Below are 14,121 nucleotides of genomic sequence, written 5' to 3' on the forward strand. Positions count from 1 at the left end.
AAAATACTTATTATGAAAAATCGAAAAATTTAAAATCCAAAATCATCTACTTCAACTTCTTTAACCTCTTCCTCCTTGGGTTTCTCCACAAATTTGTGGACCTCGTTGGATTTGACAATGATAGCCCGCATCGGACGTACCGGACAAATGGACTCGCAACCGCCGCAACCGATACATAAATCCGGGTCTACGTGCGGAATGGTCAGTGTACCTTCGTAGGGGACCATGTGTACGGCTTGTGTCGGACAATGTTCCGAGCAAGCACCACAATCGTTGCCTTCCGTCTTGACGATACAACGGTTGATAAAGAAAGTGGCAATGCCGACCTGAGTCGTCATTTTTTCTTCTTTTGTCAAAGGCTTGATAGCACCGGTAGGGCAGACGTCGGCACAAACAGTACATTCGTAATTACAATAACTGCTGATGTAAGCCAGGCGTGGCTTCAGCATATAATCGAAACCATATTCCAATCCTGTCGGACGTAACACCTGACTCGGGCAACGTACCACACAAAGATGGCAGCCTGTACATTTATCTTTGAACCTTTCCAGGCTGATGGAGCCCGGAGGGGTAAGCGGCGGCCACTTTTTTTGACCGTGACCTTTACCTTTACCTTTATGATTGCCACAACTACCATCGCCTTTGCATGTTTCTACTTCGTCGGCTATCGCGGAGATAACAGGCAGGCTGGCTGCAACTGTGACTCCTGTTGCCAAAAAGCTGCGACGGCTGTTTGCTCCCGTTTGTCCGATTGACATCGTATCGGTTGCGTTTACTGCCGGTTGTGCTTTTTCTTTCTTTAGAGCAACAGGTTGGTAACGGTATTGCAATCCTCCTTTGGCGCAGGATGATACGCAATTGAAACAATCCACACAGCGGGAGGTGTCGATGGTCAGATTTTTGCTGTCGATGGCTTCGGCCTTGCACGTATGCTCGCAATTGCCACAATGCGTACAGGCTTCTTTGTCGAACGATATGCGGAAAAACGAATAACGCGAAATCAGGCTCAATAAAGCACCGACCGGGCAAAGCGTATTACAAAACAACCGCCCGCGGAAAATAACCAGGACAATGAAAAGAACCAAAGCGATAATTGCAGCTATCAGTCCGGCAGTCGATACTGTGCTGATTGTGACGTGATACAGGCTGTAATTATCCACCTTCATCAGCAAATCCGCCAGTATATTATTACTCCACATGACAACTGGCCGGAACAAGTTTGTTGCGATACGTCCGAAATTGCTGTAAGGGTCGAGCAACAAGCAGAGTTCGCTGAAGCCTAAAACGGCTAAAATAACGGTCAGGGCCAGTATTGAGTAACGTACCCAATTGGCCGGTTTATGATATTTAAAACGTCGTACCCCTTTTTTCTTTTTCTTCCCGATGCAAAAAATCCGGTTAATAATATCTTGCAATACACCGGCCGAACAAATTACCGAACAGTAAATACGTCCGAACAACAGGGCTAAAAGAAATTGAAAAACAATTATCCCTACCATGCCGCCTAAAATGGCCGGCATCAGTTGCGCATGCAATAATTTATGTATCCCACTGGGAAGTGCTCCCGCAAAGTCTACAAAAAATAATAGTATAGGTACGAAAAAGAGGATTGCGAGTAGAACCCGCAACCCTTTCAGGTAATTCGTTCGTTTCATCAGATTTTAATACGTTTGATTTTGATTTTATCCAGATTAGTCGTGCCTAATTTCAGAGCTTCCCCTTTTCCGATATGTCCGACAGCTTCCATATCCAGTTCTTTTACCTGATTGAACAATTTAAGGGCGGCTGTGTCTATGGCAATGATATCCGGGGATACAATCATAGATTTCAGCATAGCGACATCGGCAGCGCTTTTTCCTTGCGGGCCGTTCTGGTGCATCATGCGATAAGCATCCACAATATTAAGTACCGGTTTTTTCTGCCAAGCGCAGATATCGGCGATACATTGCTGAAGGTCATTCTGATGGAAGAATCGGCGGTCCCATACTATTCCCATCAGGTTTTTCATCGCGCATGACAATTTTGCTCCTCCGTGATTTTTCAGGATAGGTACGTTAATCCAAGCATCTGCTTCCACTAAAGCCTCATGGATTTTAGCATCTTTCAGTGTCACACCACCCGGGATGGATACTTCCTTATAATATTTTTCGTCATTACCCGGCATAATAATACCACCGGCTTCTTTCACTGCGGCAGCGATACCGCTTGTTTCATAACATTTTTGCCAATTGTCGCAAGTGTGGTCAAATACGGTTACTTTTTCAGCACCGGCAGCAAGGCATCTTTTTACCAAAGCTTTAATCAATTCGGGGTTGGTGTTTCCGGCCAGTTCTGGTGTACGGTCCCATCCGATATTGGGCTTAATCACAACCTTTTGCCCTTTTTTGATGTATTTTCCGATACCTCCGAGTGCTTCCAAGGCTTTATCGAGCATTACTTCCGGCTCTCCACCCATAACAGCTACCATGTCGGGCACCTGCTCTACGGTTACGGTATTTGATTTGAGAGCAGCTTGTAGGCCGTCAAAATTGAGCGATAAGGCTGCGCCTGCTACCACACTGGTCTTTAAGAAATCACGACGTTTCATTGTAGTTGGTTTTTATTATTATTAAAGATTTAACAAAGATAGATAATCAATAATAAATAGTGTATATTTGAGGTCAAAAAAAATAAAAAAAAGAATGAATTTATATTCTTATATTTCAGTGAATTCCTTTGTTAAAGGCTACGTTTTTTCTGAACAGTCCTCAATATTAAGGCTTAGAGTTCCCAATTTGATGTACGCAGTATCGGAAGAAGAAATAGAGTATGGTTTGTCTGTTTTGAGAGATTCGATTCGTTTGTATGAAAAGCGACACTCTATTTTGCCACAAGAGAGCAAACAGGAGATGCCTTTTTTTCGCAATAACCGTAAAATATTGATTGGACCGGAGATGGAAATGTACGCATGGATGTTTTATGAAGTTCCCGAAATCCCTCATAACCTGAAATTGTCTCATTTCCCTTTTCTTCGTTTGACGATAGATTATGAGGCGCTCGGTGAATATTGTTTATCGGAAAATTATTTCTTGCTACGTTGTAAATATGAGGAAGAGAAGAGTTTACATACATTTGCCGAACAAATGGAACAGGAGTACGATAAATTCTTTTTTGATGCGGAACATACCGGCTTTAAAGCAGATTCCCGGCTTTTCTCCCTGTTGTGCAATGCTTGTCTGGAAGTTAGAAATCCGCGTTTTGCTCACGAAAAGGAGTGGCGGATGGTTTTGTTTTCTGAACCGGCGAATGCCTCGTACGATTTTGCAGACGGACAATTGATGCCATATCTTCCTGTTTCTTTTCCTCTTAGCTGTATCCGCAGGATTGCATTGCCAAACCGGGAGGATAACAAGATGATTTATAGTGCACTGGCCGGCTTTCTACAGCATGCCGGATTAGCTCCGGAACGTTATCTGGAAGGTTTGATAGAGGAAGATTAAAGGAAATATCCTTTGCAATCCTTTACAGGACAGGTGGGTAATAGCTATTTTCTGCTTAGCTATTTGCCTTTCGACAATTGTGGTAAGGCCTTTTGATAACTGTCGTAAGGCCTTACCACAATTGTCGAAAGGTCTTGCGATAGTTATCGAAAAGCAAATACCTCGCGAACAAATTTGAAATGCAATGGGTTGCATTTTCAGAAAAGACAGGAGGTTGTTTCTTGTAATTCCAGTTCAATTACATAATCTATATCTACTGGAACTTCAGACAGAGTTAACAGAACGCCTTGTTTGTTCTGGCTGAATTTTACAGGGCTTTTGTCTTTAAACAAAGTTGCTTTTTTTACTTTCTGCGCGGTAATGGGTAGGAAGAGACCTTTATCTTGTAAGTCAAGTATATGCACATATAGTTTGTTCCCTTTTTGGGTAGTTACTCCCCAGTTACGCGGTGTGACGATACCACCTCGCGTACCATATATTGTTTCCCTGTATATATTCATCCAGTCCCCCATCTCTTTTAACCGTTCGATGGAAGTGGCAGGCAATTCGCCGTTGGGTTGCGGCCCGATGTTCATTAAAAGGTTGGCATTCATACCGGCGGCTTTTACCAGATAATGGATAAGTGTTTTTGTGGATTTGTAATCTTGGTCTGTGATTTTATACCCCCACATGCCATTCATTGTTTCGCAGGTTTCCAGTGGAAGTGGACTGATATTTTGACCGGAAAGACCGGCTTTGTTTTCACCGGGCAGGTCACGTTCGAATATCTGGATATCCTCGCCGGCAAAGGGTGTTTGGTGGTGATTGTTTCCGATAAGGCAAGCCGGTTGCAGCTTATGAATCATGGCATATTGTTCCGGTAGCTGCCAGTCGAAATCGGGATTCTGGTCCTGATCCCACCAACCGTCGAACCAGATGGCTCCAATCGGGCCATAGTTGGTCAGCAGTTCGGTTATCTGGTTGTTCATAAATTGATAGTATGTTTTCCATTCACCGTGTGTAGTACGCCCGGTTCCGTGGCCGGTTCTTCCCAGCGGATAGTAGTCGTCGCGCGACCAGTCGAGGTGTGAGTAATAAAAATGGAGTTTAATACCTTGTTTATGGCATTCGTCTGCCAGTTCTTTCACGATATCCCGTTTGAACGGAGTTGCTTTTACGATATTATAATCGGAATACTTCGTATTGAACATGGAGAAGCCGTCGTGATGGCGGGTAGTGAAGCAAATGTATTTAGCCCCTGAAGCTTTGATGGCAGCCACCCATTCTGCCGCATTGAATTTGGAAGGGTAGAAGCCCCCGGCCAGTTTAGCATACTCTTTGTAATTCAGGTTTTTGTTTGTCATTACCCATTCTCCGTCAGCCAGCATACTGTATATGCCGTAATGGATGAAAATTCCGAACTTATTGTCTTGAAATTCTTTTCTTGCTTCCTGATTTTCTTTGGAAGGCGTGTAATTTGTTTGCGCCAAAACCGGTAGAGCAAGGCTGGCGGCAAGTAACAGACTTAGCGTTTTCTTTTTCATTGGAATGATGTTATTTATGTACCACAAATCTATAAAAAAGGAATGAGTATCTATTATTATTTGGTTGCAGATTATAAAAAAATCCCTTTTTTATACCAAATTAGTAGTCAATTGGAATACAATCTGCGTAATTTGGAACATTTTAAGAAGAATATCTGTTATAATTTTGCGACGTTTATGTTTAGGGATATAGTAGGATAATGGGAATTAGTTAAAGTTTTGTGATGGGGAAAAAGATTATTTTTTTGCTGACATCCTTATTGTTTGTTTGGGTAACTAATGCCCAGGATACTGTATTGAAAGGGATTGTTACCGATTCGGTTACCGGAGAGGGACTTCCGTTCGTTTCAATCATCTTTAGGGGAACAACGATGGGTACGGCAACTGATGGGGATGGGAACTTTTCTTTTTCGGCAAGAACGAATGTAAGGCAAGTGGATTTTTCCTATTTGGGATATGATACAAAAACGATAGAGGTTGTTCCTGGGAAAATGAACAATTTAAAAATAGAATTGGTCCCTACCGGAATTGTCTTGGATGATGTGATTATAAAACCCAAAAAGGAAAAATACTCCAAAAAGGAAAATCCGGCTGTTGCTTTTGTGAAAAAGGTTATCGAGTCGCGTGAAAGCAATGACCCGCGTAATCATGATTATTTTCAATACGACCAGTATGAGAAGATGGTCTTTGCCATGAACGATTATAAGCCGAAACCTAAAAAAGAAGGTAAGACCGGTAGATTTGATTTTCTTGTTGACTTTATTGATACATTAGATATAGGAAAGACGATTCTTCCTGTTTCTGAAAAAGAAAAAGTGGAAACGGTTTATTACCGGAAGGAGCCGAAGAGTGAGAAAAGGGTTGTGAAAGGAAATAAGTCGGCCGGTGTGGACGAAATTTTCTCCCGTGATGGTATTCAGCAGATTTTGAACGAAGTGTTTCGTGAAGTCGATATTTTCAAAAATGATATTCCATTGTTTTTGCAGCGTTTTGTCAGTCCGTTGTCTACGATAGGACCGAATTATTACAAATATTATTTATTGGATACAATCGAGGTGAAGGGGCAAAAATGTGTGGATCTCGGTTTTGTGCCTTTTAACTCGGAGACATTCGGATTTACCGGGCATTTGTTGGTGACGTTGGATTCTACTTATTTCGTACAGCGGGTTATCCTGAATGTACCGAAAAACATTAATCTGAACTTTGTCAGCGGCATGACAATCGAGCAGACATTCGAACGGCTGCCGGACGGGACACGTATTATCACCAAAGATGATATTAATGTGGATTTTAAGCTGAGTGAAAAAACAAAAGGCATGTATGCCCGTCGACTAAATATTTATAGTAACCAGGTTTTCTCTCCTCCTGAGGATGTGGAAATCTTTAAGGAGAGTGCTCCTGTTATCACTTTGAAAGGCGCTTTTACCCAATCGGAAGATTTTTGGGACACCAATCGTCCGGAAGAGGCCGGGAAACGGAAACAGAATTCGGTGGAGAAGTTAATGGCGAAGTTTCGTTCTGTCCCTCTTTTCTATGTTACGGAAAAGATAGTTTCTATCCTTGTTTCCGGTTATATACCGACGAATAAAGATCCGTTGAAGAGTAAATTCGAGATTGGACCGATGAACACGGCTATTAGTGGAAATGCGATTGAAGGTGCCCGTTTTCGTGTGGGGGGAACTACGACTACCGCTTTCAGTAAGAATCTGTTTATGGACGGTTATATGGCTTATGGTACGAAAGACGAGAAGTTGAAGTATGATGCTTTGGTTGAATATTCTTTTAATGACAGGAAAGAGTACAGGAAAGAATTTCCTCTGAACTCAATCCGTTTGGAATATATGTACGATATCAACCAGTTAGGGCAGCAATATATGTATACCAGCAAAGATAATATGTTCTTGGCTTGGAAACGTCAAAAGGATACGCGTGCTACCTATCTGCGCAATGCGGAACTGACCTATTATCACGAACATTATAACGGTTTGGCTTACGGAGCTGTTGTACGTAACCGTCGGGAATATGCGACGGAATATGCTGTTTTCGACCGGATTGGTCCTGATGGTAGTATACAAAAGACTAAAGCGTATGATATGACCGAACTGGAATTGAAGTTCAGATATGCTAAGGATGAAAAGTTCTACCAAACTCGTAATATCCGCTACCCGATTACTTTTGATGCTTTGATTTTCAATTTTAGTCATGTGATGGCAAAGAAGGATTTGCTGGGGTCTTCGTATGACTATCAGCGGACGGATATCGGTATACAGAAACGTTTCTGGTTCTCGGCTTTCGGATATATAGATATTATAACCAAAGCTGGTAAAGTATGGAACAAGGTTCCCTATCCGTTACTTATTTTGCCGAATGCCAACCTTTCTTATACAATCCAGCCGGAGTCATATACAAATATGAACGCAATGGAATTTATTAGTGATGAATATGCTTCTTGGGATTTGACCTATTATATGAATGGTAACTTATTGAATCGCTTGCCGCTTGTCAAGAAGTTGAAATGGAGAGAAGTCTTTGCGTTCCGTGGAATGTGGGGACATCTATCGGACAAGAATAATCCGGCAAACGGTGGTGAAGGCTTGTATCTATTCCCGGACGGTTCTTATACTTTTGGAAAGGCTCCTTATATGGAAGCAAGTGTCGGCATAGAAAATATCTTCAAGTTTCTCCGTTTGGATTATGTTTGGCGTTTGAATTATCGGGACCATCCGGATATTCAGACCAAAGGAATTCGTTTTATGATGAGAATAACGTTTTAACAAGATGCTTTAATCATTTCGATGACTTCCGGTACGGCGGCTTCGACGGCCGGTGTCAATTCCATACCAACCTCGTTGATATCGGCTGCGGAAATGACTATGAGTTGGATATCAGGTAACTTTCCTGTTAGTATCATGGCCTCAATCATGTCGCGCAGACCGATTTCGTGAGCACTCATTAATGGTGGAAAATCGGATGCATATCGGGGGCGCAGTTGTCGAATCGTACCTGGTGGATTTTGGTCGAGCGTTGCATCCACCATAATAATCCGGTCATAATCCTGTATCCAGCTAAGCAAATGCAGACCGCCTGTGCCGCCATCCATCAGACTGACGTTGTCGGGTAATGTCTCTTTTTCCAAAGCTTGTATGACATGGATGCCGACACCTTCGTCTTTCAACAGGAGATTGCCGACACCTAATATTAACGTTTTATCCATATTCTTTCTATTCGTTTTTGCGTGCTGCTTTCGTAATGGTTTCTGCTGTTTCTGTTACTTCTTCTTCATTGGCACGGCTCTCTTCGACAAATTTCCATCCACCTATCATAGAAGAAGCTTCGCCACGACGTTCTATATAATCATGGTAACATACCAAATAGATATGAATGATGGCAAAGAGGATAAAGAACCACATCAGGAAATGATGTATTTCGCGTGCCACCAAGTCGCCTCCCAGTACTGGAATTGTCCAGGCAAAAAGCTGGGGAAAAAAAGATTCACTCATCTTTGCATACAGGCCGAAACCTGTAATACTCTGTAATAGAAAGGCCAGGAACATTACAAAATAAATCAGGCTTGCCAACGCATTATGGCCGATACTTTCTATCGGTTTGCTCTTTATCATCAGAATATCCACTTTTATGATTTGCAGAATCTCCTTCCATTGCGATTTCTTGAGTTGGATAAAATTGTTCCATCGAGCGAAACGATTTCCGACAAACCCCCAATATATGCGAAACACGAAATTGAAAAAGAAAACAAATGCTGTCACAAAATGAATAAAACGCACGATACCGAACCAATAGCTGAAGCTGGCTTCTGTTTCCGTCATAATAGCAGGCGGATCTGCGATTATGAATCCGGTGATGCAAAGGATGATGATGCAAAGTGCATTCAACCAATGGTAAAAGCGTACGGGAAGTTCCCATACATATACTTCTCTTAAACGTCTCTTTCGACTTTTCATAATAACTCGAATTGATAATTATCAGTTGTCTATTTTTATTTGATGGACGTGCGAACCTTGTTCATCATAGAGATGTACGGCACATGCCAGGCATGGGTCGAAGGAATGAATGGTACGAAGGATTTCGAGCGGTTGTTTCGGATCGTGGACCGGTGTGCCGATAAGGGAAGACTCGTAGGCGGAAAGGATGCCTTTTTCGTCTCGTGGGGAGGCATTCCAAGTGGTTGGAACTACCATTTGATAGTTTTTCACCTTCTTATCCTCAATCACGATGAAGTGGGCGAGGGCACCACGGGGGGCTTCCGCGAGACCGACTCCTTGTGCATGTTTCGGCCATGTTTCCTTTTCCCACATATAATGGTTCACCATACGGGAATCTCCATTTTCGAGGTTTTTGATAAGCTGCTCGTAGAACTCCAATGCCCAGTCGGCAGCCAATTTGCTTTCTAATCCGCGGGCAGCTGTGCGTCCAATAGTGGAGAAAAGTGCTTCGGGCGGCAAGTCGAGTTGCTTGAGTGTATTATCTATTAATGATTTCTGGGGTTCTTTTCCGGCAGCGTAAGCTACAATCATTCGGGCGAGCGGACCGACTTCCATCGGTTCTTCTTTCCATCTGGGTGTTTTTATCCAACTATATTTATCTTCCACATTCAGATGGGTGTAAGGAGGACGCGGACCTGTGTAATTCAGGTTCGTTTCGCCTTCGTATGGGTGCAAACCTGCTTTATTACCTTGTGTGTAAGTGTACCAGGAATGGTAGATATATTCCTTGATTTCTTCAGAGGAGTTAGCATCGACAGGGTGAACTTTTGTCAGGTCACGGTTCAGTACGATACCACGTGGTATTTTGTAGCTGTCTGTCGCTCCGTATTCGAACATCGGAAAGTCGCCATAAGAAAGATAATTGCTTACTCCACCCCCGATTTTAGTCCATTCATCTTTATAAACATTGGCAATCATCAGTAAATCGGGGATATAGACCTGGTCGATGAAAGTCTTGGCTTCCTGTAGTTTCTGTTTGACAAGAGCCAGTCGTTCGGTATTGACAGCATTGGCTTCGTTTAGGTCGATGGCACAAGGCATGCCGCCTACCAGGTAGTTTGGATGCGGGTTCTTGCCGCCGAATACGGCATGTACTTTCACAACCTCTTTCTGCCATTCCAATGCTTCGAGATAATGAGCTGTAGCAATCAGGTTTTGTTCCGGAGTTAGTTTGTATGCCGGATGTCCCCAATAACCGTTGGCGAAAATGCCGAGTTGTCCGCTTCCGACAAATTTGGTCAGACGGTCTTTCTGGGCTGTGAAGTAACCAACTGAACTTTTCGGCCAGGGAGAAAGTTTCTGGGCAAGAGCGGATGCTTCTGCCGGGTCGGCTTTCAGGGCGGAAACAACGTCTACCCAGTCGAGTGCGTGTAGCTGGTAGAAATGTACGACATGGTCGTGCATGTACAGTACGGCTTCCATAATGTTGCGAACCATCTGTGCATTGGGTGGGATAACGATATTGAAAGCATTTTCGACAGCTCGTACGGAACAGAGCGAGTGAATGGAAGTACATACACCGCAGACACGCCCTACAAATACCCAGACATCGCGCGGGTCACGGTCTCGTACAATTGTTTCGATGCCACGCACCATTGTACCGGAACTGAAAGCATCTTTGATTTTGCCGTTTTCTATTTCTGCTTCTACCCGGAGATGGCCTTCTATACGGGTAAGAGGATCTACTACTATTCTTTCTGACATGGTATAAGGGGTTTAAATGTTAGATGTATCTTCCGGTTCATCGTTGTCGATTAACTCTTTTTTCCGGATATTGGTGGCTATGGCATGTACGGCAATACCGGCGGCTGTGGCAGCACCGAGTGCCAGGCCGATTTGGTCGGCAGTTGCTTCAATGCCGAAACCGTGTACGTCGGGCAGACGTTTATAGAACGGACTCATATCCCAGAAACCAGCTTCACTGCATCCAAGACAGGGATGCCCACTCTGGATAGGATAGCTTGTACTTTCATTCCATTTGATAATACCACAAGAGTTGTATGTGTTCGGACCTTTGCAACCTACCTTATAGAGGCAATAACCACGTTTGGCATTTTCATCGTCGAAGCTTTCCACAAACAGGCCGGCGTCGAAATTGGCACGGCGGTAGCAGGTGTCGTGTACACGGCGGTTGTAGAACATCTTCGGACGGCCAAGGGCATCGAGTTGCGGCATCCGGTCGTAAGTAAGCATATAAACAATGACACCGGTCATCACATCTGCAATAGGCGGACAACCTTGTACGTTCATTAAAGGTTTGCCCTTGATAAGTTTATGAATGGCTTTCGCACCTGTCGGATTTGGGTTTGCGGCTTGCACACATCCGGCTGAAGCACAGTTTCCCCAAGCGATGATGGCTTTGGCGCCTTTGGCACATTCTTCCACAATCTGCATGGCACTTTTTCCGCCTACACAGCAGTAACCTTCATCTTTTGTCGGAATGGAACCCTCAATCATCAGGATATATTCGCCCCAATATTTCTTCATGGTCTCTTCTTTGCATGCTTCGGCTTGGAAACCGGAGGCTGCCATCAGCGTCTCTGTGTAATCGAGAGAGATGTTGTCGAAAAGGAGATTGCCGACAGTGGGATGGTAGGAGCGGATGAACGATTCGCTACAGCAGGTGCATTCCTGTAAATGAAGCCAGATGACCGGAAGGCGGGGCTTCGTTTCCAGCGCTTTGACTACTTGTGCGACACCGGTGGATTCGAGTCCTATCAGTGCGGCTACCGTCGTACAGAATTTCAGAAAATCCCGGCGAGAAATGCCATTTCGGCGACATTCTTCGTAAACGGAGGGTCTTTTTTCTTCCATAATTGTAATATATTAGTTTTTCAATTTGCAAGTATACCGCCTGCCTTTTAGGGAGTCTTGCCTGGTGAAGCTGTTGCGCCTTACCTAGTGAAGCTACGGCGTCTTACCTGGTGAAACTATTGCGTCTTACCTGGTGACGCTGTTGCGTCTACCCTAAGGTTTTAACAGATACGAGGCAACTGTTCGCCGCTCAACATGTCTATAATCAGATAGTTGCCGTATATTGTCTTCATCTTTACAATCGTATTGCCGGTGTCTGATACCCGACCGATTATAACAGCATCTTTCCCTTCCGGATAACGGTGCATGACAGTCAGCGCTTTTTCCGCTTCGGCAGCCGGCAGGATTACCAAAACAAGTCCTTCGTTGGCTACATAGAGCGGGTCGAGGCCCAATATCTCCGAGGCGCCGCGTACGGCATCGGGTATAGGCAACGAGGCTTCGTCGAGAATGATTTCCATGCCTGCGGCTTGTGCTATTTCGTTCAATGTTCCGCTTACGCCTCCCCGTGTCGGGTCGCGCAGGACATGGACATCCTCTATATTTGTCAACAATCCGGAAATCATATTGTTTAACGAAATGGTGTCACTTTTCAGATTTGTTTCGAAACCAAGACTTTCGCGGGCGGAAAGAATAGTAATGCCATGTACGCCGATTGGTCCGCTGCATATCACTACGTCATTGTCTTTTACACGATTAGGAGCGATGTGTATGTCTTTGGGAACGACTCCAATGCCACTTGTGTTGATAAACAGCTTATCACATTTCCCTCGTTCTACGACTTTCGTATCACCTGCAACAATCTGTACACCTGCCCGGTCGGCCGCTTTCTTCATGGACTGCACAATTCGGGTGAGGTCAGAAAGAGGCAATCCTTCTTCCAAGATAAATCCGGCGGTCAGGTATAATGGATGTGCTCCGCAACAGGCCAAATCGTTTACAGTGCCATTTACTGCCAAGTCGCCAATATCTCCGCCCGGAAAGAAAATCGGGTCTACGACGAATGAATCTGTCGAGTAGGCCATACGTCCGGTTTCCACGGGAAATACACATCCGTCGTGATCCTGTTCCAGCAGCGGATTGCGGAAGGCCGGGTAAAAAATGCTGCTTATCAGTTTATGTGTCATTCTCCCTCCGCCGCCGTGTGCCATCAATACGCAATCGGTGTCGTTGAAAGGAAGGGGACAGTTTGTTGTTATCATTGTTCAGTCGTTTATTTTATCTGTATTTATAATATGCCGCGCAAACGCCTTCTGTTGATACCATCGGAGCTCCGAATGGATGTTCCGGAGTACAACGGGTACCAAAGAATGGACAGTCGGTTGTTTGTTTTGTTCCTCTCATAATCTTTCCGGCAATACATTCGGATACAATATCTTTTTTGTCCGGGTGGAAATTAAATTTCGTTCGGGAGGAATAACGGTCGAATGTCTGCCGGATTTGTAAACCGCTGTTTGGGATAATACCGATTCCTCTCCATTCTTGGTCGCAGGGTTCTAATATTTCGTTTATCAGATTTCTGGCTGCGGGATTGCCATTTTCGGGAACGGCGCGTTTGTAGGTGTTCTCTACTGTATAAGTCCCTGTTTCCAGCTGGAGCAGGCAACGATAGATACCATATAATAAGTCCACCGGTTCAAAACCTGTGACAACCATTGGAGTCTTGTATTTTTCCGCCAGACGGTAATATTCCTTGTTTCCGGTTACGGCACAAACATGACCGGCAGTCAGGAAACCGTTTACTTTGCATTCCGGGTCGGACAGTATTGCTTCGATAGCCGGCGGTACGGTAAATAAAGAGGTTAATAAAGAAAAGTTTGTCAGCCCCCTGCGTTGCGCTTCTTTTAATGCCATCATGTGAACCGGAGCTGTTGTTTCGAATCCAATGGCAAAAAACACGATTTCTTTGTCAGGCTCAGTGCCGGCCAGCTCGACTGCATCCAAAGGGGAATACATCATGCGCACATCGGCTCCGTGTGCTTTGACTTGCATCAAATCTTCCCGGCTTCCCGGAACACGCATCATATCGCCGAATGAAGCCAAAATAACATCAGGACGTTTCGCTAATTCCAAAGCTTGGTCGATAATTTCTATCGGAGTTACACATACCGGACAACCTGGACCATGAAGCAATTTTACCTTTTCCGGCAACATTTCTTCCAGTCGGTAGCGGGCGATGGAGTGTGTCTGTCCTCCGCATATCTCCATGATATGCCAAGGGTGTGTCACTATTTTCCGGATTGCCCGGACGAGTGATTGGACTTGTTCTTTGTTTCTGTATTCGTCGACGTATTTCATCTT

At 44.3% G+C, this 14,121-nt stretch carries 11 protein-coding genes; 2 read left to right on the forward strand and 9 right to left on the reverse strand.

Annotated elements, in window-relative coordinates; genetic code table 11:
* Nucleotides 1-29: 29 nt before the first annotated feature.
* Nucleotides 30-1,655 (reverse strand): 4Fe-4S dicluster domain-containing protein, encoded by a 1,626-nt coding sequence (locus tag DW103_RS00455; RefSeq protein WP_122273704.1) that lies wholly within the window; start codon nucleotides 1,653-1,655, stop codon nucleotides 30-32.
* Nucleotides 1,655-2,587 (reverse strand): DUF362 domain-containing protein, encoded by a 933-nt coding sequence (locus DW103_RS00460; protein ID WP_122273705.1) that lies wholly within the window; start codon nucleotides 2,585-2,587, stop codon nucleotides 1,655-1,657. Before DW103_RS00460 ends, DW103_RS00455 begins: the two co-directional genes overlap by 1 nt.
* Nucleotides 2,588-2,777: 190 nt before the next feature.
* On the opposite strand from DW103_RS00460, the gene DW103_RS00465 reads away from it, so the two are divergent.
* Complete coding sequence (locus DW103_RS00465; RefSeq protein ID WP_233545574.1) at nucleotides 2,778-3,479, forward strand: hypothetical protein; 702 nt, start codon at nucleotides 2,778-2,780, stop codon at nucleotides 3,477-3,479.
* 197 nt (nucleotides 3,480-3,676) lie between these two features.
* On the opposite strand, the gene DW103_RS00470 is transcribed toward DW103_RS00465, so the two are convergent.
* Nucleotides 3,677-5,002, reverse strand: a complete 1,326-nt coding sequence (locus tag DW103_RS00470; protein ID WP_122273707.1) for an alpha-L-fucosidase — start codon at nucleotides 5,000-5,002, stop codon at nucleotides 3,677-3,679.
* Between the two features lie 224 nt (nucleotides 5,003-5,226).
* On the opposite strand from DW103_RS00470, the gene DW103_RS00475 reads away from it, so the two are divergent.
* Nucleotides 5,227-7,776, forward strand: a complete 2,550-nt coding sequence (locus DW103_RS00475) for a DUF5686 and carboxypeptidase-like regulatory domain-containing protein (RefSeq protein WP_122273708.1) — start codon at nucleotides 5,227-5,229, stop codon at nucleotides 7,774-7,776.
* Here DW103_RS00475 and DW103_RS00480 read toward each other — a convergent pair.
* From DW103_RS00480 to hypD, 6 genes are all read right to left on the reverse strand, one after another.
* Nucleotides 7,773-8,216 carry a HyaD/HybD family hydrogenase maturation endopeptidase gene (locus DW103_RS00480; RefSeq protein ID WP_122273709.1) on the reverse strand — a complete coding sequence of 148 codons (444 nt, stop codon included), beginning with the start codon at nucleotides 8,214-8,216 and terminating at the stop codon, nucleotides 7,773-7,775. The genes DW103_RS00475 and DW103_RS00480 overlap by 4 nt on opposite strands.
* A 7-nt stretch (nucleotides 8,217-8,223) precedes the next feature.
* The gene (gene cybH / locus DW103_RS00485; protein WP_122273710.1) at nucleotides 8,224-8,964 is read right to left on the reverse strand and encodes a Ni/Fe-hydrogenase, b-type cytochrome subunit; all 741 of its coding nucleotides are present in this window, start codon (nucleotides 8,962-8,964) and stop codon (nucleotides 8,224-8,226) included.
* A gap of 21 nt (nucleotides 8,965-8,985) precedes the next feature.
* Entirely contained in the window at nucleotides 8,986-10,710 is a 1,725-nt protein-coding gene (locus tag DW103_RS00490) for a nickel-dependent hydrogenase large subunit (RefSeq protein ID WP_122273711.1), read from the reverse strand.
* 12 nt (nucleotides 10,711-10,722) lie between these two features.
* Nucleotides 10,723-11,820 carry a hydrogenase small subunit gene (locus DW103_RS00495; protein WP_122273712.1) on the reverse strand — a complete coding sequence of 366 codons (1,098 nt, stop codon included), beginning with the start codon at nucleotides 11,818-11,820 and terminating at the stop codon, nucleotides 10,723-10,725.
* A gap of 161 nt (nucleotides 11,821-11,981) precedes the next feature.
* A complete protein-coding gene (gene hypE, locus DW103_RS00500) occupies nucleotides 11,982-13,022 on the reverse strand; it encodes a hydrogenase expression/formation protein HypE (protein WP_122273713.1) in 1,041 nt (346 codons plus the stop codon).
* A gap of 16 nt (nucleotides 13,023-13,038) precedes the next feature.
* Nucleotides 13,039-14,118, reverse strand: coding sequence for a hydrogenase formation protein HypD (gene hypD, locus DW103_RS00505; protein ID WP_122273714.1), 1,080 nt, complete (start codon nucleotides 14,116-14,118; stop codon nucleotides 13,039-13,041).
* Between the last annotated feature and the right edge of the window lie 3 nt (nucleotides 14,119-14,121).

Origin of the sequence: Parabacteroides sp. AM08-6 (assembly GCF_003473295.1) — a bacterium.
Lineage (GTDB): Bacteria > Bacteroidota > Bacteroidia > Bacteroidales > Tannerellaceae > Parabacteroides.

Bases quoted from the DNA above. Each gene is read 5' to 3' on its own strand.
- DW103_RS00460 (WP_122273705.1), bottom strand. From the start codon at position 2,587: ATGAAACGTCGTGATTTCTTAAAGACCAGTGTGGTAGCAGGCGCAGCC.
- DW103_RS00495 (WP_122273712.1), bottom strand. From the start codon at position 11,820: ATGGAAGAAAAAAGACCCTCCGTTTACGAAGAATGTCGCCGAAATGGC.
- hypE (WP_122273713.1), bottom strand. From the start codon at position 13,022: ATGATAACAACAAACTGTCCCCTTCCTTTCAACGACACCGATTGCGTA.
- DW103_RS00490 (WP_122273711.1), bottom strand. From the start codon at position 10,710: ATGTCAGAAAGAATAGTAGTAGATCCTCTTACCCGTATAGAAGGCCAT.
- DW103_RS00480 (WP_122273709.1), bottom strand. From the start codon at position 8,216: ATGGATAAAACGTTAATATTAGGTGTCGGCAATCTCCTGTTGAAAGAC.
- cybH (WP_122273710.1), bottom strand. From the start codon at position 8,964: ATGAAAAGTCGAAAGAGACGTTTAAGAGAAGTATATGTATGGGAACTT.
- DW103_RS00455 (WP_122273704.1), bottom strand. From the start codon at position 1,655: ATGAAACGAACGAATTACCTGAAAGGGTTGCGGGTTCTACTCGCAATC.
- DW103_RS00475 (WP_122273708.1), top strand. From the start codon at position 5,227: ATGGGGAAAAAGATTATTTTTTTGCTGACATCCTTATTGTTTGTTTGG.
- hypD (WP_122273714.1), bottom strand. From the start codon at position 14,118: ATGAAATACGTCGACGAATACAGAAACAAAGAACAAGTCCAATCACTC.
- DW103_RS00470 (WP_122273707.1), bottom strand. From the start codon at position 5,002: ATGAAAAAGAAAACGCTAAGTCTGTTACTTGCCGCCAGCCTTGCTCTA.
- DW103_RS00465 (WP_233545574.1), top strand. From the start codon at position 2,778: ATGTACGCAGTATCGGAAGAAGAAATAGAGTATGGTTTGTCTGTTTTG.